We start from the raw sequence: 20808 nt of genomic DNA, 5'->3' as shown, positions 1-20808 counted from the left end.
AAAGGCCGTCCTTCAATGACCCAGTTACGCAGCCGGGCGGCGGCGTCGCCGCTCGACCAGTTCTTCCGCGTCACCGAACGCGGCAGCACGTTCGGACGCGAGGTACGCGGCGGTATCACGACGTTCGTCGCGATGTCGTACATCGTGCTGCTCAACCCGTTGATCCTCGGTGCCTCCGCGGACATCACCGGCGCCAAGCTCACCATCGCCGAGATCACCACGGCGACCGCGCTGGCCGCCGGCGTGATGACCGTCCTCATGGGACTCGTCGGCAACGCGCCACTCGCGATCGCCGCGGGCCTCGGGGTGAACGGCGTGGTGGCCTTCCAGATGGCACCGACCATGACGTGGGCGCAGGCCTTCGGTCTCGTGGTGCTCGAAGGAGTCTGCATCGTGATCATGGCCGCCTCTGGCGTCCGCGAGCGGATCATCAACGCGATCCCGGAGCCGTTGAAGATCGCGATCACCGTGGGCATCGGGCTCTACATCGCGTTGGTGGGGCTGGTTTCCGCCGGTTTCGTGACCCGCACGCCGGACGCGGCGGGGTCGACGGTGCCCGTCCGGATGGGCATCGACGGGCACCTGAGCGGCTGGCCGATCGTGATCTTCTGCCTCGGTCTGCTGCTGATGATCGTCCTGATGGCGCGCGGTGTGCCGGGTGCCGTGCTGATCAGCATCGTGGTGGCCACGGTCGTCGCCGTGGTGGTGAACTCGGTGTTCCACGTGCAGAACTGGGGGCTGGTGACGCCGTCGCTGCCCTCGTCGATCGTCGGTTCGCCGGACTTCGGCCTGTTCGGGCGGGTGGACCTGTTCGGCGGTTTCGTGTCCGCCGGCGTGATCGCGGCGACGATCTTCCTGTTCACCCTGGTGCTGTCCGGTTTCTTCGACGCCATGGGCACGATCACCTCGGTGTCGGACGAGGCGGGTCTGACCAAGGACGGCAAGGTCGAGGGCATGGGCAAGATCCTCATGGTCGACGGCGCCGGCGCGATCGCCGGTGGCGTCACGGGGTCAGCGCCGAACACCGTGTTCCTGGAGTCGGCCGCGGGCGTCGGCGAAGGCGCCCGGACCGGCCTGGCCTCGGTGGTGACCGGCGGGTTGTTCCTGGTGGCGCTGCTCTTCACACCGCTCGCGACCGTCGTGCCCGCCCAGGCGGCCGCCCCGGCGCTGGTGGTGATCGGCGGCCTGATGATGACCCAGATCCGCCGGATCCCCTGGCAGGACACGGACTTCACCATCCCGGTGTTCCTGACCGTGGCGATCATCCCGTTCACCTACTCGATCACCAACGGCATCGGCGCCGGCCTCGTGTCCTACGTCGTGCTGCGCGTCTGCAAGGGCCGCTGGCCGGGCTGGCTGATGGCCGGCCTCGCCCTGATGTTCGCCGTGTACTTCGGCGTGGACCTGATCAGCGGCCACTGACCGCGTCCCCGCGAATGGAGATCTGATGCGCGACCTGGCTGAGACGTTGCTGACCTGGGACCGCTTCGCGGTCGCCTCGGTGGTAGGTGTGCGCGGCAGCGCGCCCCGCCCCGTGGGCGCCGCGATGGCGGTCGGCCCCTCGGGCGAGGTGATCGGCAGCGTGTCCGGCGGCTGCGTGGAGGCCGAGGTCCACGACCTGGCCTGCACCGTACTGGCGACGTCTCAGCCGGCGTTCGCGACGTTCGGGTACTCCGACGACACGGCGTTCGCGGTCGGACTGACCTGCGGCGGCTCGCTGGATGTCCTGGTGCAGCGCGACTCACCCTCGTTGCGCGCGGCTCTTCAGGCCACTGTGGACGGCCATCCGGTGTCGGTGCGGTTCGAGGCCGAGGGCCGGGTGTTCACGGAGTCGTGGATGCCGCCGCCGCGCCTGCTGGTGTTCGGTGCCATCGACCACGCCGCCGCGGTGGCCGAGATCGGGCGGTTCCTCGGCTACCACGTGACGGTGTGCGACGCGCGCCCGGTCTTCGCCACCACGTCACGCTTCCCCGCGGCGCACTCGGTCGTCGTCGACTGGCCGCACCGCTACCTCGCGTCCACCCACACCGGCCCCGACACGGCGGTGGTGGTGCTGACGCACGACCCGAAGTTCGACATCCCCGTCCTGGTGGAGGCCCTGTCCCGCCCACTGGCGTTCGTGGGCGCGCTGGGCTCCCGCCGCACCCACGCGGAACGTCTGGAGCGGCTGCGCGCGGAGGGCGTTCCGGAGACCGCGCTGGCCCGGCTGCGGTCCCCGATCGGCCTCGACCTGGGCGGCCGCAGCCCGGCCGAGACCGCGGTCTCCATCGCCGCCGAGCTCGTCGCCCTGCGGCACGGCGGCACCGGGCTGCCGCTGTCGACCCTGTCCTCTCCCATCCACCGACCCCTGGAGCGTCATGGCACTGATCTTCCTCAACGGCGGCGGCATGCGGGGCGGACCGCTGCACGCGCAACTGCAGGGCACGCCAATGGTGTGCCGGGCGCGCAGTGCGGCCAGGTACCGCTACTTCTCGGTGCGGGGGAAGTTCCCCGCGATGCACGAGTCGGGCACGTCATCGGTGGTCGGTGAACTTTACGACCTGCCGCTGAAGATCCTGCGCGACCACCTCGTCCCCGCCGAACCCGCCGAGCTGGAGATCGGCGTCATCGAACTCGAGGACGGCAGCGCGGCCCTGGCGACGGTGCTGAGGGACGCGATGGTGGACCCGTTGCTCCAATCGGGTGACATCCGGGACATCTCGTATCTCGGCGACTGGCGGGAGTTCCTTCATCGCGAGGGGTGAGGGAGTGGCATCGGGGGGTGCCACCGGCAAGGGGGAGTTGCCGCAGGCGGCGGGACCACCGAGGTGGTCCCGCCGCGGGGGACCTGCCTCTCCCAGCAAAATGAAGGACAGCACGACGAAAGCCGGTGCACGGCGATGATCACCACGCCGACGTTCGCGCCGTGGTGAGACGTCAGCACCGCCCCGGCGAGGTCGTGCCGCTCAGGCGATGGGCTGGTCCAGCCCGTGCACCACCTGGTCGAGCAACGTCTGGATGACCGCCTCGTTGTGCTCGTTGCGGCCCGGCGTGATCATCCGGGACGTCGCCTCGACCATCGCGTGCACGAGCATGGCCCGAAGCTGGGCGCGCTGCACCCCGGCCGTGGTGAAGACACCGACCAACGGCGCCAGCAACCGTTCGTGCTCGGCGCGGATCTGTTCGCGCGACGAGTCCGGCAGCGTGTGCGCGGACAGGGCCACGACGGCGCCGTGGCTGCCGTCGGTGATGATCGCGAGCTCGGTGCGCAGGTACGCCTCGATCTTCTCCGGCACGGACGCGGCGCTGTTGACCGCGTCCTCCAGCTTGTCCGCCCACTCCGGCAGCGCGTCCGACACGATCGCCGCGACCAGTTCCTCGCGCGAGCGGAAGTACTCGTAGAGGCTCGGCCGCGACAGCCCGACACGTCTCGCGAGCGACGCGAGCGTCAGCGCCTCCGCGCCCTCGGTCGCCACGATCTCCCGCCCGGCGTCCAGCAGGGCGCGCAACCGGTTGGCGCGGTGTTCCGCCACGGTGTCTGCGCTGATCCTCGGCACAGCGGAATCGTATCGCGCTTGATTTCCCGACGGGGAGTTGGAATAGTTTCCGACAGAGCGTCGGGATCAGGGAGGCCAGCATGTTCATCGCGACCAACCGGATGTTCGTGAACCCGGACATGTCCGAGGAGTTCGAGCGGTACTTCCGCGGCAACATGCGCACCCATCTGCCCGGAGTCCCCGGTTTGCTGCGCAGCACCCTGCTCAAGCCGACGCAGGACGACCAGCCGTACGTCTCGGTCAACGAGTTCGAGTCGGAAGAGGCCTTCCGCGCGTGGGTCGCCTCCGAGGCGTTCCGCGAGGCGCACAAGGGCCACCGCACGATCGCCCGCCTGGTCACGGGCAACGAGCCGGAGCGGTTCACGCACGCGGAGGACATGGTGCTGCCGCGGCAGCGCACCGAGGCGTGAGCCGGAAAGGCCAAGCTGTCACAACGTGGGCAGCAGGGCCTTCATCCGGTTGATCTCGTCGGACTGCGTGGCGACCACGTCGTCCGCCATCTCCTCGACCTGGACGTTGGTGCCCTTCGCGCGCACGTCCGTCGCCATCTTGATCGCACCCTCGTGGTGCATGATCATCAGCTCCAGGAACATCTTGTCGAAGTCCTTGCCGCGCGCGGCGCCCAGGGCGTTCAACTGGTCCTGAGTGGCCATGCCCGGCATCGCGGCGTGGTCGCCGTGCGTGCCGATGGCGTTGAACGTGCGCTGCCACTGTTTCATGGCGCCGATCTCGGGTTCCTGGCTGTACCGGATGCGGTCGGCCAGACCCTTCACCGTCTCGTTCTGCGCGCGATCGGGGGCGAACCTCGTCATCGCGAGCGCCTGCTCGTGGTGGACGATCATCATCGCCACGTACTCGCGGTCGGCGTCGTTCGGCGGCGGCGGGGTCACGCCGGTCAGGTCCGACGGAGCAACGGTCGGGGCCGACCCGCCGGGCGTGTCCGGTGCGATGACCGGCGCCGCATCGGGTGCCGATGTACAGCCTGCCAGCAGGGCGAACGCCGCCACGATGACCAGAACCCCAGAGCGCATGCTCCGGACAATACAGTTCGACCCGCCGCGAGCCGCCACCTCACGGCGTGACGCCGGGTCGAACAGGTGATCGACTTCCTTGTCCGGTTTTCCGGCCCGTGGACAAGAGTGCAGAACCCCCCGAAAGAAGCTGGCCCTTAGCAAGGCGAAGGGGTCATACTCCCCCTCACCAACCCGTACTGAGGGGGTAAAGCTGTGACTTCACGCGCAACGACCGGCCGGCGCAGAGCGTCGCTGGCGGTTCTGGGGGCGCTCGCACTGACGCTGTCGACGGTGACCGCGCCCGCGTACGCCGAGCCCGACCTCCCCGCCGACGGCAAGGGACTGAGCGAGGCTCAGCTCGAGTCGCAGGCCGAAGGCGTCACCGGCATTCCGGGCGTCGACGAGATCAGCCGCAGCCGCAACATGGTCCCGGTCGCCCACCTGGACAAGCAGGCTCCGCTCAACTCGACGCAGACCGACATCGCGTTCCAGGACAACTACGCGTTCGTCGGCAACTACGACGGATTCGTCATCTACGACATCCGCAACCCGAAGAAGCCGACGATCAAGAGCCAGGTCCTGTGCCCCGGCTCGCAGAACGACATCTCGGTCTACGGGAACCTGCTGTTCCTCTCGACCGACTCGTCGCGCAGCGACAACTCGTGCAACAGCACGTCCCAGTCCGCGACGATCAAGGAGTCGTGGGAGGGCATCAAGGTCTTCGACATCAGCAACAAGAGCGCGCCGCGCTACGTTGCCGCCGTCGAGACCGCCTGCGGTTCGCACACCCACACGATGGTGCCGAGCAAGAACAAGAAGGACGTGTACCTCTACGTCTCTTCCTACTCGCCGAACGCCGCGTTCCCGGACTGCCAGCCGCCGCACGACAAGATCTCGATCGTCAAGGTCCCGGTGAGGAACCCGGCCGCGGCCTCGCTGCTCAAGGCCCCGGTGCTCTTCCCGGACGGCGGCAACGCCGGTACCCCCGGCTCCATCGAGACGGGCTACACCTCGGCCACCTCCGGTTGCCACGACATCACCGTCTACCCGCAGCTCGACCTCGCGGCCGGCGCGTGCATGGGTGACGGCGTGCTGTGGGACATGACGGACCGCGAGAACCTGGTGGAGATCCACCGGGTCCAGGACGACAAGAACTTCGCGTTCTGGCACTCGGCCACCTTCAACAACAGCGGCACCAAGGTCGTCTTCACCGACGAGCTCGGTGGCGGCGGCGCCGCGACCTGCAACGAGAAGATCGGCCCGACGCGTGGTGCCAACGGCATCTACGACATCGTGGGCAAGGGCGACAAGCGCAAGCTGGTCTTCAAGTCCTACTACAAGATCCCGCGCATGCAGGCCGACTCGGAGAACTGCGTCGCGCACAACGGTTCGCTGATCCCGGTGCCCGGCAAGGACATCATGGTGCAGTCCTGGTACCAGGGCGGCATCTCGGTGTGGGACTTCACGAACTCGAGCAAGCCGCGTGAGATCGGCTTCTTCGAGCGCGGCCCGATGCCGAACAACGGCGGCGGCGGCACGTGGTCGACCTACTGGTACAACGGCTACATCTACTCCTCGGAGATGGGCCGTGGCTTCGACGTCATCGACATGCGCGACCCGCGCACGTTCGTCGCGAAGCTGTTCCGCACGGACGAGCTGAACGTCCAGACCCAGGGGAACTTCTACCGCGGGTAGTTCAGTTCTCTCAGATCAGCGCGGCTGCCGGCGTTCGGCAGCCGCGCTGACTGCTGTCAGGACCAGGGTCACCGCGACACCGCCGAAGACCGCCCAGATCGGCGACCCGACGTCCATCGCCCACGCGGCCACGACGGCCGTCAGCCCGTAGCCCGCACCCGTCACCGCGTACATCATCGAGAACCCGGCGGCGTGCGCACCGACCGGAAGCCGTTCGCGCAACGCCAGACTGCGCGTCACCAGCACACCGGACTGGAACAACCCGGCGGCCAGCAACGCGCCCGCGATACCCGGCAGGTTCGGGAACAACGCCAGCGCGCCGACGCAGGTCGCGGTGACGACGAGCAGCACCAGACCCTGCGTGCGGAACGTCCCCGGCCACGGCCGCAGCCCGTACAGCACCGCCCCCAGCGCACTGCACGCCGCGAACCCCATGAGCAGCGGCCCGATCCAGCCGATGCCGATCCCCCGGTGCTCCAGCAACGCCGGCAGCACCAGCTCCGCGACCGCCAGCTGCGCCAGCGCCGCCGCGCTCACGAGGTAGATCGGCCAGGCCGACGCCACCACACGAGGTTTCGCCGTGCCGGACCGCGAGGTCACGTGCCCGCGCGGCAGGATGAACACCAGCCACGCCGCCACGACCACCAGGGACACCGACACCACGACCGGCGCACGGTGGTCGACACTCAACGCCAGCACGGTGACCAGCGCGGGCGCCACCGCCCACACCACCTGCGTGATCATGGCGTCGAAGCCCATCGCCCTGGGCACCAACGCGTCCGGCACCAGCCCGAGCAGCATCGCCCGCAACCCGCCGGGCGTGGTCGACGGCCCGGCACCCGCGACGAACGCCGCGATCGCCAGCACCGTCACGTTCTGCGTCAGCGCCAGCGTCGTGAACGCCCCCGCGCCGACGAGCAGCCCGACCGACAGCTGACCGCGCATCCGCGACGGGTCGAGGAAGAGCCCCAGCAGCGCGGCGCCGAGGATCTCGCCCAGCACGTACACCGCCACCAGCGACGCGGCGAGCACGTAACCGCCGGGCAGTCCCCTGGTTAGGAACACCATCATCAGCGGCGTCATGGACATCGGCAGCTTCGCGGCGACCGTCACCACGGCGCACGCCAGCACGTCCCGGTTCGCGAGGTCGCGGTACCCGGCTGCGGAGATCGTCACTACTCGCCCAACTCCTGGAACAACGTCAGCTGCAGCCCGGCCGGCGCGGCCAGCCGGGCGTTCAGCGAGTTCCACGGCGTGCGCGTCGGTTCCGCGATCACCTCGGCCCCGGCGGCTTCCAGCTCACGGGTGGTCCGTTCGGAGTCGTCCACCTCGAACGCCACCCGGACGTGCCCGGCGACGCGCCTGCCCACCTCGACGGAGTCGATGAACTCCGCGTGCGGCGGATCGGTGATCTCCAGCGTGGCCCGGCCCGCCTCGAGGATCGTGACCCGCCCGCCGTCGGACGCGAACGCCGCCCGTTGCTCGAGCCCGAGCACGTCGCGGTAGAAACGCAGGGCCTCGTCGTAGTCGTCGGCGGTGACGACCAGGCGGAGTTCACGGACACCGGTCATGGCGACGATCATCGCACCACCGATGTCAGAAGGACGAGAAGACGCGAAGATGCCTCACACCGCGACGCGCTGAGCCGGCGCCGCCACCAGCCGGGTCACGACGACCAGAACCAGCGCGATCCCCGCCGTGACGTGGATCGGCGCCGGCCCGAACGTAGCCGCGACCACCGCCACCGCACCGATCGGCAGCAGGTACTTGCGCAGCCCGTCCTGTCCAGGACAGTCCTGCACGTACCAGACGCACAGGAAGAACAGGGCCAGCGGCACCGTGGTGAACGCGGCGACGGTCGTGCCCGGCGCGTGCGAGATGTGCAGGTCGTAGTCCACCGACGCGGCGAGACCGGCGCCGAGCGCGGCGATCGAGCCGAGGACGAACAGGTGCGCGTACCCCCACAAGAACGCCTTCTTCAGGTTGTGCAGGTGGGTCGACGCCTCGAAGTAGATCCACCACACCGAGAACACGATGACCAACGACGCCACGGCGAGCGAGATCAGGTTGACGCCGCTGTCGAAGCCCTTCTGGAACGCGAGCGTCGCTGCCAGGATCGACTCGCCGAGCACGATCAGGGTGAACAGGCCGTGCCGTTCCGCGATGTGGTGCGGGTGCCAGGTCGTGGCGCCGGAGCGCTCGGCCCAGGCCGGCACCAACAGCTCACCAATCATGAAGAGGATCCACAGCGGGATCTGCAGCGAGGGCGGCGCGAGCACGACCCACAGCACCCAGAGCACCTGCATGAAGGCGATGCCACCGGCGTAACGGCGGGTGCAGCTCCGGTGTGACGGGTTGTCGCGCGACGCCCTCAGCCAGTGCGCGACCATCGCGAGCCGGATGACGACGTAGCCACCGACGACGATCCGGTAGTCCTGGTGTTCGAAGACGGCGGGGACGCCCGACGCGACCACGAGCACGCCGGCGATCTGGACCATCGTGATGATCCGGTACAGCGTGTCGTCGTTGTCGAACGCGCTGGCGAACCAGGTGAAGTTCAGCCACGGCAACCACAGCGCGAAGAACGCCATGCAGAACGCCACCAGGCCGGCTCCGGCGTGGTTCTCGGAGACCGCGTGGTGCAGCGAGGCGGCGGCCTGGGCGACCGCCACCACGAAGCTCAGGTCGAACAACAGCTCCAACGGCGTCGCGACCCGATGGGTCTCCGCCGTGTCGCGCGCGAGGAGCTTCCTGATCATCCCGGCACCACCATGATCCGTGACTCGCTGAGGTCGAGCGCGACCCGCGTGCCCGGCTGGTACGCGGAGGCGGTGTTCGAGGGCTGGTCGATGCGCAGCACCTGCTCACCCACCCTGACCGAGATCCGCGTGACCGGCCCGAGGAACGACTGGGTCAGCACGTCGCCCACGATCTTGCCAGTGGGGTCGCCGTCGTGCCCGGACACCCCGATGTCCTCCGGCCGCACGATGACGCGGACGTCGCTGCCGGACGGCTGGTCGTGCGTCGCCGCCACCGTGACGCCGTTGATGACGACGGTCTGTCCCTCGGCCTTGGCCTCCACCGAGTTCGTCACGCCGACGAACTGCGCCACGAACGCCGTCGCGGGCTGCCGGTAGACGACGGACGGGGTGTCGAGCTGCTCCAGCCGTCCGTGCGACATGACGCCGACCCGGTCGGAGACGGCGAGCGCCTCCTCCTGGTCGTGCGTGACGAACAACGTCGTCATGCCGAGCTCGGTCTGGATGCGGCGGATCTCGTCGCGCAGGTTCACGCGGACCTTGGCGTCCAACGCCGACAGCGGCTCGTCCAGCAGCAGCACGCGCGGCTGGATCGCCAGTGCCCTGGCCAGCGCGATGCGCTGCTGCTGACCACCCGACATCTGGTGCGGGTAGCGGCCGCCGAGGTGCGAGAGGCCGACCAGTTCCAGCAGCTCGGAGGTGCGCTTGGTGTCGGCCTTGCGCATCTTCAGGCCGAACGCGACGTTCTGCGCCGCGGTCATGTTCGGGAACAGGCTGTAGGCCTGGAAGACCATGCCCATGTCCCGCTTGTTGGCCGGCACCTTCGTGATGTCCTTGCCGCCCACGGTGACCGTGCCGGAGTCGGCGGTCTCGAAGCCCGCGACGATGCGCAGCGCCGTCGTCTTGCCGCAGCCCGACGGGCCCAGCAACGACACCAGCTCGCCCTCGGCCAGTTCCAGGTCGAGGCCGTCCAGCGCGACGTTGCCGCCGAAGGACTTGCGCAGTCCCTTGAGTTCCAGATGACCCATGTCTTACTCCTCGACCACGGTCTGACGGCGCCGTTGGCCGACGTAGGAAAGTGCGAACAGAAGGACGAACGCGAAGATCAGGCTCAGCAACGACACCGCGATGGACACACCCGTGTTGCGCTTGCCGAGCAGGTTGACCTGCACCTGCAGCGTGTCGAAGTTGAGCAGCGACGCGATGGTGAACTCGCCGAGCACCAAGGCGACCGACAGCAGCGACGCACCGATCAGTGCGACGCGGATGTTCGGCACGACGACCTTCCACAGCACGGTGAGCCACGACGCGCCGAGACTGCGCGCGGCCTCGGCCAGCGTCTTCAGGTCGATCGCGGCGAGTCCGGCGTCGATCGCGCGGTAGGCGAACGGCAGCACCAGGATCGTGTACGCGAACGTCAGCGTCAGCGCCGAGTCACCGAGGAAGTAGTTCACCCACGCGTACAGCGGCGCCATGCCGACCACCAGCACGATGGCCGGGATCGCGAGCGGCAGCAGGCACAGGAACTCCACGAGCCGCTGCAACTGGGGAAGCCTCAGCCGGATCCACGCCATCGTCGGGACGAGCAGCACCAGCATGAGCACCGCCGAAGTGACCGACAGCAGCACCGAGTTGAGCAGCGCCTCCATCAGGCCCTCGTCGTCGACGATGGACGTCCACGACTCCAGGCTGCGGCTGCCGCCCCTGCCGCGCGTGGAGAACTCCGCCATCGCGACCAGCGGCAGGATGAAGTAGACGCCGAGGACCAGCAGGATGATCGTGCGCAGGACGCGCCGCTTCACTAGCGAACCCACTTGGCCACCCTCTTCTGCAGCAGCACGTTCACGCCCATCGCGATGCTGACGACGATCACCATGCCGAGGCCGAGCGCCTTGCCGAGGTTCTCCTGGCCCAGCACGACCTCACCGGTGAGGAAACCGCGGATCTGCAGCGGCACGATCGGGCTGCCCTGCGAGACGAGCGCGGCGGCCGTGGCGTAGGCGCTGAAGGCGTTGGCGAACAACAGGAGCAGCGCGCCGAGGAACGGCGGCGTCAGGATCGGGCCGCCGACGTGGCGCCAGTAGGTCCAGCTCGTGCCGCCGAGGCTCGCGTTCGCCTCGCGCCACTGCTGCCGCAGCCCGTCCAGTGCGGGCAGGAAGACGATGACCATCAACGGGATCTGGAAGAACGTGTAGACGAGCGTCAGGCCGGGCAGGTCGAACAGCCACGCGCTCCCGGCGAACAGGTCGATGCCCGCGTTGTCCCGCAGGTACTTCGTGACGAGGCCTTCGAAGCCGACCGTGGCGAGGAACGCGAACGCCAGCGGCACGCCACCGAACTGGGCGAGCACACCGCTTCCGGCGACGACGGTCCGGCGCAGCATCCCGTCCGGGTTGCCGACCGCGATCGCCCACGTCAGCAGCGCGCCGAAGACCGCGCCGATGACCGCGGTGAGCGCGGACAGTTCGATGCTGCGCACGAAAGCGTCGAAGTAGACGCCCTTGAACAGGTTCGTGAGGTTGGCGAGCGTGAACGCGCCGTTGGTGTCCTGGAAGGCACCGATCAGCACGAGGACCGTGGGGTAGACGAGGAAGGTGCCGACGAACGCGAGGAACGGCACCGCGACGAGCCAGGCGGCCGCAGATGGCCGACCGGCGGCCCCACTCCTGCGAGTGGAACCGCCGGGGGCTGCCGCTACCGGAGCGACTGAGGTCATCCGATGGCCTGCGCCCAGGTCGCGGTCAGGACGGCCTTGGCCTTGTCGGCCTGGGCCTGCGTCTGGAACACCTGCTTGCCGTCGGTCTTCGGCAGCTTGTCCTTCGCCGCCTGGTCCGCCTTGTCGCCCATCTTCTCCAGGCGCACCGGGCGGGACATGCCCTTCAGGTACAGGTTCTGGCCCTCGTCGGAGTAGAGGAACTCCTGCCACAGGCGCGCGGCCGCGGGGTGCGGGGCGTCCTTGTTGATGGCCTGGTTGTAGTAGCCGCCGATCTGGGCCTCGGCCGGGACGACGACCTTCCAGTCGAGCTTGCCCTTGAGCTTCTCGGTCTGGGCGGCGTTGGTGTAGTCCCAGTCGATGACGACCGGCGTCTGGCCGGACTCGATCGTCGCGGGCGACGGGTCGACCGGCTGGAAGTTGCCGGCCTGCTTGAGCTGCTTGAAGAACTCGACACCGGGAGCGATGTCGTCGGCGGAGCCACCGTTGCCGAGCGCCGCCATCACGACACCGGAGAACGCGGCACCGGCCTGCGTCGGGTCGCCGTTGAGCGCGACCTTGCCCTTGTACTCGGGCTTGAGCAGGTCCTTCACGCTCGTCGGCGCCGGGACCTTCGCGGCGTCGTAGCCGATCGACATGAAGCCGCCGTAGTCGCCGTAGTACGCGCCGTCCGCGTCCTTGAGCTCCGCGGCGATGTCGTCCCAGGTGCTGACCTTGTATGGGGCGAACATGTCCTTGTTGGCCAGCGCCACGTTCAGGCCGAGGTCGAACACGTCGGGCGCGCGGTCGTTGCCCTTGAGCTGCTTGGCGGCGTTGATCTCTTCCTGACTGGACGCGTCGGGCTGCGCCGAGTCGACCTTGATGCCGTACTTGGCCTCGAACGCCTTGATGATCTCGCCGTAGTTCGCCCAGTCCGGGGGCAGCGCGATGACGTTGAGCTTGCCCTCCTTCTTGGCGGCCTCGACCAGTTTGTCCATGCCGCCGAACTCGCTGGCCGACTTGGCCGTCCCGGCGGCGCCGGTCTGCGTCTGGGTGGCGGGCGGGGCGCCACAGGCTGCCACCGCCAGCACCAACGCGCCGGCACCAATGAGTTTCGCGGTGACGTTCCCTCGCTTCAGCACAGGCGGAGGATTCGCGCGGGATGCTTTCGTTGTCAAGCGAGCCGCGCCGGTTGAGACCTTCTCGACTCCAACCGTGAATTCTTGGCGCCCTAGGGGTTGCGACCGAATGCTTCCCGGGCTTCGCCGAGGTGTCGTGCCGAGATCCCGGTACCGGGATCGACGTGGACGAGTGCGGTGGTCAGGTGCCGTCGTTTGTGGACGAACTCCTCCCGGCGCGCGGTGTGCAGCCCGAAGTCGTCGTCGAACCAGACCAGCGGCCGTTCCCACGCGTAGCGCGCCACCGCCGGGTACTTCCAGCCGTGCTCGTCGTGGAACTCGACGACCTTGAGCGGCGGCAGGCCCAGACGTGGTCCTATCTCGGTGTTCGCCCGGTGCAGCCACGTCGTGGCCCACGCGAGTTCGGCGCCGGTTTCCTCCGCCAGCTGTCTCAGTTGGTCACCGTGGCCGGGGTCGAGCCAGATGCGGAGCTTGCGCCGCCAGCCGACGCTGAGGTCGAACGGCCGGTAGTTGTCCGGCTTGGGGTTGGCGGCCCACGGGTTGAGCGGGCCGTCGACGTCGATCAGGATCAGCGGGCGCATACGTCCACAAGTAGTCGAAAACGCTCGGCCCTGTTCGTATAGACGGCATGTTCACCGACGAAGAGATCGCCTACCTGCGCGAACAGCCCCTCGCCCGCCTCGCGACCGTGAACTCCGACGGCTGGCCGGACGTGGTGCCGGTCTCGTTCGAGTACGACGGCACGCATTTCTGGGTCGGCGGCGTGGGCGAGCAGGTCCTGCGCACCCGCAAGTTCCGCAACATCACCGCAGGCCGCCGCCAGGTGTCGCTGGTGGTCGACGACCTGGTCTCGGTCAGCCCGTTCGTCGCCAGGGCCATCCGCGTCTACGGCGTCGCGGACGACCCGGCCGACCGCGTCGGCCTCGTCGGCCCCGGCGTCTACTGCCGGATCACGCCGACGAGGGCCTGGTCGTGGAACATGGCGGGCGAACCGGCCGGTGAGACCTGGTACGAGCCCCGCCGGTCATGAGGCCCGCCGCGCCGAGCACACCGCCGCGCCGCCCCACCGCACGCCGTACAGCAGTCCGGGCAGCAGCCGCCGGTACCGCAGGTGGATCTCCCCGGCCCGGTCCACCGCCTGCTGCAACCCGGCCGGCTCGGCGTCGGAGCGCTGCAGCACCCCGTCGAACGCCCGCACGAACCGCTTGCGGTCGTGCTCGAACCGCACACGCAGGTCGAACACCTCGCACGGCCGGTTCGGCACGTACAGCACGCACGGGTGCATCGCGTCGCGGTGAGACAGCCGGTAGCGGATCGCGAACTCGTGCGTCCCGCCGCGCATGAGCGGTCCAGCCGGCACGAGCGTGAAGCCCGGACGGTCCAGACCGCCGCGGTTCTGCAGGGTGCCGCCGTACAGCAGGTGCACGTCCACGTCCCGTCTGCGCATCGGGAACGCCGGGGCGAACTCGAAGAAGTCCACCCCGTCCCGGTCGACGACGACCTGGTAGCGCTCCAGCACCTCCGGCTGCGCCTGGTCCAGCACGACGGCGACGCTGAGCTCCGCGGTGTGCCAGCCGCCGTCGACGCGCCGCGAGGTCGTCGCCGCGAGCTCGGCCAGCTGCTCGACGGCCTCGTCGACACGGCGGCGGACGGTGCGGGAGTCGCGGTCGATCACCGTCGCCACCCAGCCGACGCGTTCCTGGTACAGCGGGTGCCGGACCTCCGGGATGAGACCGAACGCCGCCCGCGCCGCGAGCTGGAGGTCCTCCGGGAGCTGCTCGACCAGCTCGGTCAGCCTGGTGACGAGCTTCTGCTTGGCGGCCACCGGCCCGTCGGCCCTGGTGATGCCGCACGCGGCGGCCAGCGCGGTGCCGACCTTGTCCACGATCCGCCCCGCGTGCACGCCCCGTCCCTTGCGAAGGGTCTTCAGTTCCCGGACCAGGTTCGCCGTCATCTCCCGCTCTCCTCCCCTTGCGCTCTCCCGTGTGGCGAAGGCAGGTTGCGGCGGGCGTGTGGACGAGAAGTGGACACGCCGTGGATCGCTCATACGTACTGTGGCCGCCGGGCCGTGCGTGCCACCGAGGTGGCCAGCGCGAGGCCCAGGCGCACGCCGTCGCGGCCGAGGAAGACCCGCGAGGTGCCGATGCGGTCCAGGGTCGGCTGGTCGGCGGCACCGAACCCGAACGCGATCATCTCCGGGCACGACGCCGTGGCGGTGAGCCGTGCCAGCGCGGCGGGCCACACCGGATCGGTCGGCCTGCCGTCGGAGGCGAAGAACAGCACCGGGCGGCGTACCCGGATCCGCTGTGCTTTGAGACCGCGCACGTCACGTTCGAGGGTGGTGCGCACGAGGGTGAACGCGGATCCGAAGTCGGAACCGGACTCCTGACGCGGCCTGATCACCTCCGCCGGTTCGAGTGCGGGCAGCAAAGGCCGCACGACCAGCGGGCTTTGCGCGAAAGCGACGACGCAGAGCCGGATCTGGGCGGCGGCGCGCCGATCCGCGTGCACCACACCGCGGAACTCCCGCAGTCCGGCGTTGACCTCGTCGATGTGGTCGCTCACCGAGAACGAGACGTCGCACACCAGATAGCACGGCAACACATCGGGCACCATCGGTTCTCCCCCTCAACCACCGAGCGCGATGCGCGCACCGTTACCGAATCGCGTTGATCAAAGGTGGACAAAAAGCTGATTCGCTGACACGCCAAGGGGCCCTTGCGCGACATTCCACCCGGACGGATGCTCGGACACCGGGAGGACGGCGTGGAGTTTCGGATGCTGGGTCCGCTGGAGGCGTGGCACGACCGCATCGCCGTACCGTTGGGGGACCAGCAACAACGCTTCATCCTCGTTGTACTCCTGTTGCACGTGAACAAGCCCGTGTCACCCGAACGGATCACCGAGGTCGTGTGGCCCGACCAACCGGAGCGCAGGACGCTGGTGCGCGGGTACATCAACAAGCTGCGCAAGGCGTTCGACGGGACCGACGCGGAGATCGAGCGGACGGCCACCGGGTACGTGCTGCGCGTCGACGAGGACCAGATCGACGCCGTCCGCTTCGATCGGCTGCGTGCCGAAGCCGCCCAGGCCCTGCAGGACAACGACCAGCGCCGGGCTGTCGAGCTGCTGCGCGAGGCGGTGGCACTGTGGCGCGGCGAGTTCCTGGAGGACATCGACATCGACCGGATCGGCGGCGTCGAGGTGATCCCGCCGAACGAGGCTCACCTCGACGCGCTCGGTGACCTGGCCGAACTGGAGCTCCTCACCGGCGACCACCGCTCGGCCCGCGACCGGATGCGCCGCGCCGTCCGCACCGCCCCGGACAACCAGAAGTACGCGGAACTGCTGATGCGCGCGCTGATCGCCGGTGGCGACCGGGTCGGCGCGATCAGGGCCTTCGGCGCCGCGTCCGGTGCGCTCGCCGAGCTCGGGCTCGAACCGGGAACCGTGTTGCGCAACCTCGCGGAACGCGCCCGGCGGGGTGAACCGGTGAGCTCGCTGCCGTCCCGCCCCGGTGGGTTCACCGGCCGGTCCGGGGAGCTGGAGACGATCGAGGCGGCCGCGGCGGGGTCGGACGAGCGGCGCGCGGTGTGGATCAGCGGTGCGCCCGGCGTCGGCAAGACCGCTCTAGCCGTCGAGTCCGTGCACCGCCTGCGCCACCGGTTCCCCGACGGCCAGCTCCTGGTACGGCTCAACGGTTTCACGCCCGGTGTGGCACCGATGTCGATCTCGGAGGCGCTGACCCAGCTGCTGACCGAGCTGGGCGTGCCCGCCGAGCAGATCCCGGACACGGTGGGGCGCAAGGCAACGCTCTACCAGACCCAGCTCTACGGCACGAAAACGCTGGTGGTGCTGGACAACGCGGTGTCGCCCGAGCAGATCCGGCCGTTGCTGCCCGAAGCGCGCGACTGCTTCGCCGTCGTCACCAGCCGCAGGATGGGCGAACCCGACATCAGCGAGCACGTCCGGCTCGCGCCGATGCCGCGCGCCGACGCGGAGGCGTTGTTCCTGACGTTGATCGGGCCACGGGTGCGCGGCAAGTCGTCGGACGTGGCGAGCCTGGTGAAACGTTGCGGGTACCTGCCTGTGTCGATCACGGTCGCGGCGGCGTTGCTGCGCAAGCACGACAGGTGGTCGCTGGACCACCTGCTCGGCCTGATGGACGACAGCGGGGCATGGCGGGAAGGTGCCGCCGCCATCCACGCGTCCTACCAGCAGCTCGACGAGCAGCAGCAGCAACTCTTCCGGCTGTTCGGGCACCTGCCCGGCCCCGATGTCGACCTCGTCGGCGCCGCGGCGCTGGCCGGTCGCGACGTCGCCGCCACCCGCAAGCTGCTCCACGACCTGCACGAGGTCTGCCTGCTGGAAGAGGTCGCGCCGCACCGCTACCAGATGATGGACTCCATCAAGGAGTTCGCCGCCACCGCCGGAGAACCGCCGGCCGACGCCCTGGCGCGCCTGCTCGACTTCTACCTCGTGACGCTGGCCGGCGCGGTGAGCGTCGCCTATCCGTTCGACCGCCTCGCTTTGCCTGACGTGGACCGCGAAAGCCCGCTCGGTGTGCGGTTCCCGGTGGCGGACAAGGCGTTGGCGTGGATCACCGCCGAACGCGACAACCTGATGGCCGCGATCACGTACTCCGGCCCTGACCACGCGTGGCGGCTGGTCGCGTTGATCTGGCGGCACTTCAACACGGCGAACCGGTTCGAGGACTGGATCGGCGCCGTCGAGTCCGTGCGCACGGACGACGACCACAGCCAAGCCCATGTGCTGCAACGACTTTCCACCGCACACGACAGGTGCGGCCGGCACCGCGACGCGCTGGACCTCGCCCGGCAGGCGCTGGAGCGATGGACCCGGCTCGGCGACGTGGCGGGCGAGGCGGCGGCCCTCGGCGCGCTCGCCATCTCGTCACTGCAGCTCGGTGACCACGACGAGGCGATGAAGCACTTCGAAGCCGCACAAGCGAAGTACGAGCAGTGCGGAGACCTGCGCGGCCGTGCCCACGCCCTGAGCATGCTCGGCTACCTGAACGAACAGCACCACCGCTACGACATCGCGCTGGAGCAACAAGAGGAGGCCATCAAGATCCTCCGGGACATCCAGCACCGGCAAGGACTCGCCCACGCGCTCAACAACCTCGGCGCGATCCAGCAACACCTCGGCAGGCTCGAAGACGCGATCCCTACGCACTTCGAAGCGCACGAGATCGCCGTCGAGCTCGGTGACGCGTGCGTGGCCGCCTTCGCGTTGACCAACATCGCCGACGCGCATCGGCTGGCGGGCCGGCTGGAACTCGCGTTGCACCACCACGATCTCGCGGCCAAGGCGGCCGCCGAGCTGGCCGATCCCGACCTGACCGCGCGGCTGCACCGCGACCGGGCCGCCACGGCGCGCGACGGCGGCAACCTGCTCGAGGCGTTGCGCCTTTACCTGTCGTTGCTGGACATCGCCATCGGCACCGGCAACCGGACCAACCAGTCACACGGCGAGATCGGCGTGGCACGCACGCTGCACGCCCTTGACCGGCACGACGAGGCTGTCCCGCACTGGGACGCCGCCGAAGCGGTGTTCCGCGAGCTCGACCAGCCCGAAGCCGAGGAGGTGCGGGCTGAACGGGCGACGCTGGCGTGCGCGTGCGGTCAGCGGTGAGCGAGCAGGCGCTTCAGGTCCGGGTAGACCTCCCGGACCGCGCCGTGGTTGTGCCACCGGCCCAGGGTCCTCCCGAGCTGCCGCAGGTCGGTCCGCACCGTCGCCGAGTCGACGTGCGCCACATCGTCCAGCACGTGGGTGAGCGTGCGGCAGCTTTCGTCGACCTCGCCTGACAACGCGTACGCGAGCGACCGGCGCGTGCCGAACCGCGCCCTGGTACGGCGGGACGTGGCGGGTACCAGCATGAGCTGGCGTTCGAGCAGAGCCGCGGCCTGGGCGTTGAGCCCGAGGTCGGACAACGACCATCCCCTCGCCAGCTCCAGCGGATCGGGCGCGCTCGAACCCAGTGCCGGGTAAGGACTGTCCGGCTCGGCGACGCCCATCAGCCCCGCGGCGCGGTCGAAGGCGCTCTCCGCGGCGTACCGGTCACCGGCGAGCGCGTGTCCCTGCGCTTCCCGGCGAGCGGCCAGCGCGAGAACGCGTGAGCCGGCCCGTCCGATCCACTGCGCCTGCTGGGCGAGACTGATCGTCGCGGCCGCGTCCTGCCGGTACAGGGCGAGCCCCGCCTCGCGCACGAACGCGTAGCTCGCGATGTCCGGATCGCCTGCTGCACGGGAGAGTTCCGAAGCGTGCCGGGTCCACCACAGCGCGCCCGGCTCGTCGCCCGCCTCCTGGCACATCCAGCCGGTGTACTCGGCGATGCGCGCGGCGAGCCGCAACAGCCGCGTGCCGACCGGTCCGGTGTTCTCGCGCGCCATGCCGTGCACCGTGTGCTGCAAGGCTTTCAGTGACTCGACGAGTGCCATCGGACTCGTGCTCAGCCCGAGGCTCTTCAGGTTCTCGAACGAGACGCGCATTCCCGCGAGCACCGTCTCGTCCGGCACCGGCCGCGCTCCGCCACCCGCGAGCGGCCCGACGCCGAGCATCGTTCCCGCACCGAGCATCGTCCCGGCGACCAGCACCTGACGCCGGCCGAGCGCGGGCACGGGCCGCAGCGCCGCCTCGACCAGCCTGCCGCCGAGGTTCAGGGCGCCGTCACACAGCCGTGCCACCGTCGGGGTCGGCGGTTTGAGATCGTTCTCGATCTTGCTGAGATAGCCCTTGCTGTAATGGATCAGCTTGGCCAGCTGGCCCATCGACATCCCCGCGGCGATGCGATGTTCGCGCAGCAGCTCACCAAAAGTTCCGGCCACGACTGCCTCCCGCTCCGGCGTGTTCCGAGTACATCATCCGAACCTGGTCGACGCAATCGCCCCGGCCATGACAAAACGGCCGGGGCGCATTTGCGGCTTACCTCAGCCGTGCCACACGTTCCCGCCACCGTCCTGCGTTTCCGTGGTGGTCGTGGTGGGAGGCGGCGGCGGGGTGTCGTCGGCGTTGGCCGCGACGCCACCGGAAACGGAGGCGGCGACGGCGAGCGCGGTCAGCAGCGTGGCCGCACCGGCGGCGAAAGTGGACACGATTCTGGGCATGGCGAATCCTCCGAAGGGAGTCGGAACTGATTTCCGGAATTCGCCCGCTCTCTGCGGGCTCCCTTCAAGAATTCGTCCTGGAAAAGCGTGGAACCAGGTGTTTCCCGTTGCCCACCGAGGTGGTCAACACGTCCACTCCTCATCCACTTCTGGTCAACACCCGGCGTGGATGCTGCGCGCGCCCGGCCGCCGGCCGGCCGAGAGCTTGGAGGTTGGAGTGACCGAATCCGCGACCTACGACATCGCCGTGTCGTTCGCCGAGCAACAGCGCGCCCTGGTCGACGAGGTCGTCGAGGCGTGCCGGCAGCGCGGCCTGACCGTGCTGGACGGAAACGACCTGCCACACGCACAGGTGCGCTTCCTGGTGCCGTTCCTGTCCACGGTGGACGACTCGGCGACCGGCGAGCACGTGCTGCCGGTGCTGACCGGTGACGCGCCGCCGTCGTCGAACGGCACGTACCTGCGGGCGGACGAGCACCTCGTCGACACCCTGGTGTCCCGCGTCGAGGCCGCCGAGACCGCCGGCCGCGAACGGGTTCCGGTGGCCGGCCTGGCGGCCGTGCTCAAGCAACCGGAACCCGCGGGCAACGCTCTGCGTCAGCTGGCCGAGCAGTTCGCCGCCGCCCCGCCCGCGCTCGCCAGACGCGGTCTCGCCGGCACCGTGCACCGGGGAGACAGCACGATCGCCGTGCGCGTCGAACGGGAGGGCGACGCGGTGTACGCGCTGGAAGTCCGCAACGGCGACGACGAGACGGTGAACTTCGTCGTCCTCGGCGGCTCCACCGAGCAGTTCTCCACGCTGTGGCAACGAATCGAGGACATGCTCACCACGCTTTGATGCGACAAG

At 69.3% G+C, this 20808-nt stretch carries 22 protein-coding genes; 8 read left to right on the top strand and 14 right to left on the bottom strand.

Annotated features, from left to right (window positions below):
• Positions 1 to 15: 15 nt before the first annotated feature.
• Genes ACRSBM_RS09230 through ACRSBM_RS09220 form a run of 3 tightly spaced genes read left to right on the top strand, consistent with a single transcriptional unit; the run spans position 16 to position 2744 of the window.
• Positions 16 to 1422, top strand: a complete 1407-nt coding sequence (locus ACRSBM_RS09230; RefSeq protein WP_434441860.1) for an NCS2 family permease — start codon at positions 16 to 18, stop codon at positions 1420 to 1422.
• A 25-nt stretch (positions 1423 to 1447) separates the two neighbouring features.
• The gene (locus ACRSBM_RS09225) at positions 1448 to 2530 is read left to right on the top strand and encodes an XdhC family protein (RefSeq protein ID WP_434441857.1); all 1083 of its coding nucleotides are present in this window, start codon (positions 1448 to 1450) and stop codon (positions 2528 to 2530) included.
• A complete protein-coding gene (locus tag ACRSBM_RS09220; RefSeq protein ID WP_434453026.1) occupies positions 2415 to 2744 on the top strand; it encodes an allophanate hydrolase-related protein in 330 nt (109 codons plus the stop codon). Before ACRSBM_RS09225 ends, ACRSBM_RS09220 begins: the two co-directional genes overlap by 116 nt.
• A 201-nt stretch (positions 2745 to 2945) precedes the next feature.
• On the opposite strand, the gene ACRSBM_RS09215 is transcribed toward ACRSBM_RS09220, so the two are convergent.
• On the bottom strand, positions 2946 to 3536 hold the full coding sequence (locus ACRSBM_RS09215) for a TetR/AcrR family transcriptional regulator (RefSeq protein WP_434441854.1): 591 nt from the start codon (positions 3534 to 3536) through the stop codon (positions 2946 to 2948).
• A gap of 80 nt (positions 3537 to 3616) precedes the next feature.
• Here ACRSBM_RS09215 and ACRSBM_RS09210 point away from each other — a divergent pair, with 80 nt between their 5' ends.
• Complete coding sequence (locus tag ACRSBM_RS09210; protein ID WP_434441852.1) at positions 3617 to 3946, top strand: antibiotic biosynthesis monooxygenase family protein; 330 nt, start codon at positions 3617 to 3619, stop codon at positions 3944 to 3946.
• Between the two features lie 18 nt (positions 3947 to 3964).
• Here the strand turns inward: ACRSBM_RS09210 and ACRSBM_RS09205 are convergent, their stop codons facing one another.
• Positions 3965 to 4567 carry a DUF305 domain-containing protein gene (locus ACRSBM_RS09205; protein WP_434441851.1) on the bottom strand — a complete coding sequence of 201 codons (603 nt, stop codon included), beginning with the start codon at positions 4565 to 4567 and terminating at the stop codon, positions 3965 to 3967.
• Between the two features lie 195 nt (positions 4568 to 4762).
• On the opposite strand from ACRSBM_RS09205, the gene ACRSBM_RS09200 reads away from it, so the two are divergent.
• Complete coding sequence (locus ACRSBM_RS09200) at positions 4763 to 6244, top strand: LVIVD repeat-containing protein (RefSeq protein ID WP_434441849.1); 1482 nt, start codon at positions 4763 to 4765, stop codon at positions 6242 to 6244.
• Between the two features lie 15 nt (positions 6245 to 6259).
• Here ACRSBM_RS09200 and ACRSBM_RS09195 read toward each other — a convergent pair whose 3' ends face one another.
• From ACRSBM_RS09195 to ACRSBM_RS09160, 8 genes are all read right to left on the bottom strand, one after another.
• Positions 6260 to 7420, bottom strand: coding sequence for an MFS transporter (locus ACRSBM_RS09195; protein WP_434441847.1), 1161 nt, complete (start codon positions 7418 to 7420; stop codon positions 6260 to 6262).
• Positions 7420 to 7815: a VOC family protein gene (locus ACRSBM_RS09190; RefSeq protein ID WP_434441845.1), complete on the bottom strand. Its 396-nt coding sequence runs from the start codon at positions 7813 to 7815 to the stop codon at positions 7420 to 7422. Before ACRSBM_RS09190 ends, ACRSBM_RS09195 begins: the two co-directional genes overlap by 1 nt.
• A gap of 54 nt (positions 7816 to 7869) precedes the next feature.
• A complete protein-coding gene (locus tag ACRSBM_RS09185; protein ID WP_434441842.1) occupies positions 7870 to 9003 on the bottom strand; it encodes a low temperature requirement protein A in 1134 nt (377 codons plus the stop codon).
• Positions 9000 to 10031, bottom strand: a complete 1032-nt coding sequence (locus tag ACRSBM_RS09180; protein WP_434441840.1) for an ABC transporter ATP-binding protein — start codon at positions 10029 to 10031, stop codon at positions 9000 to 9002. Before ACRSBM_RS09180 ends, ACRSBM_RS09185 begins: the two co-directional genes overlap by 4 nt.
• Positions 10032 to 10034: 3 nt before the next feature.
• On the bottom strand, positions 10035 to 10817 hold the full coding sequence (locus tag ACRSBM_RS09175) for an ABC transporter permease (protein WP_434441837.1): 783 nt from the start codon (positions 10815 to 10817) through the stop codon (positions 10035 to 10037).
• The gene (locus tag ACRSBM_RS09170) at positions 10805 to 11719 is read right to left on the bottom strand and encodes an ABC transporter permease (protein ID WP_434441834.1); all 915 of its coding nucleotides are present in this window, start codon (positions 11717 to 11719) and stop codon (positions 10805 to 10807) included. Before ACRSBM_RS09170 ends, ACRSBM_RS09175 begins: the two co-directional genes overlap by 13 nt.
• The gene (locus ACRSBM_RS09165) at positions 11716 to 12837 is read right to left on the bottom strand and encodes an ABC transporter substrate-binding protein (RefSeq protein ID WP_434441832.1); all 1122 of its coding nucleotides are present in this window, start codon (positions 12835 to 12837) and stop codon (positions 11716 to 11718) included. Before ACRSBM_RS09165 ends, ACRSBM_RS09170 begins: the two co-directional genes overlap by 4 nt.
• An 89-nt stretch (positions 12838 to 12926) precedes the next feature.
• Positions 12927 to 13415, bottom strand: coding sequence for an HAD domain-containing protein (locus tag ACRSBM_RS09160; RefSeq protein ID WP_434441830.1), 489 nt, complete (start codon positions 13413 to 13415; stop codon positions 12927 to 12929).
• Between the two features lie 47 nt (positions 13416 to 13462).
• On the opposite strand from ACRSBM_RS09160, the gene ACRSBM_RS09155 reads away from it, so the two are divergent.
• On the top strand, positions 13463 to 13864 hold the full coding sequence (locus ACRSBM_RS09155) for a PPOX class F420-dependent oxidoreductase (RefSeq protein WP_434441828.1): 402 nt from the start codon (positions 13463 to 13465) through the stop codon (positions 13862 to 13864).
• Here ACRSBM_RS09155 and ACRSBM_RS09150 read toward each other — a convergent pair.
• Positions 13859 to 14788, bottom strand: a complete 930-nt coding sequence (locus ACRSBM_RS09150; RefSeq protein WP_434441825.1) for a hypothetical protein — start codon at positions 14786 to 14788, stop codon at positions 13859 to 13861. The two genes, ACRSBM_RS09155 and ACRSBM_RS09150, sit on opposite strands and share 6 nt — an antisense overlap.
• Before the next feature lie 89 nt (positions 14789 to 14877).
• Entirely contained in the window at positions 14878 to 15450 is a 573-nt protein-coding gene (locus ACRSBM_RS09145) for a vWA domain-containing protein (protein WP_434441823.1), read from the bottom strand.
• 162 nt (positions 15451 to 15612) lie between these two features.
• Here ACRSBM_RS09145 and ACRSBM_RS09140 point away from each other — a divergent pair, with 162 nt between their 5' ends.
• Positions 15613 to 18489: a tetratricopeptide repeat protein gene (locus tag ACRSBM_RS09140; protein ID WP_434441822.1), complete on the top strand. Its 2877-nt coding sequence runs from the start codon at positions 15613 to 15615 to the stop codon at positions 18487 to 18489.
• Here ACRSBM_RS09140 and ACRSBM_RS09135 read toward each other — a convergent pair.
• On the bottom strand, positions 18480 to 19682 hold the full coding sequence (locus ACRSBM_RS09135; RefSeq protein WP_434441820.1) for a helix-turn-helix domain-containing protein: 1203 nt from the start codon (positions 19680 to 19682) through the stop codon (positions 18480 to 18482). The two genes, ACRSBM_RS09140 and ACRSBM_RS09135, sit on opposite strands and share 10 nt — an antisense overlap.
• Before the next feature lie 102 nt (positions 19683 to 19784).
• Positions 19785 to 19961, bottom strand: coding sequence for a hypothetical protein (locus tag ACRSBM_RS09130; RefSeq protein WP_434441819.1), 177 nt, complete (start codon positions 19959 to 19961; stop codon positions 19785 to 19787).
• Between the two features lie 217 nt (positions 19962 to 20178).
• On the opposite strand from ACRSBM_RS09130, the gene ACRSBM_RS09125 reads away from it, so the two are divergent.
• Positions 20179 to 20799 (top strand): hypothetical protein, encoded by a 621-nt coding sequence (locus ACRSBM_RS09125; protein WP_434441818.1) that lies wholly within the window; start codon positions 20179 to 20181, stop codon positions 20797 to 20799.
• Positions 20800 to 20808: the final 9 nt, after the last annotated feature.

The organism is Lentzea xerophila (assembly GCF_051094245.1).
GTDB classification, from domain to species: domain Bacteria; phylum Actinomycetota; class Actinomycetes; order Mycobacteriales; family Pseudonocardiaceae; genus Lentzea; species Lentzea xerophila.
The sequence above is the reverse complement of the archived record's forward strand: the minus strand, read 5'-3'. Positions and strand labels throughout refer to the sequence as shown.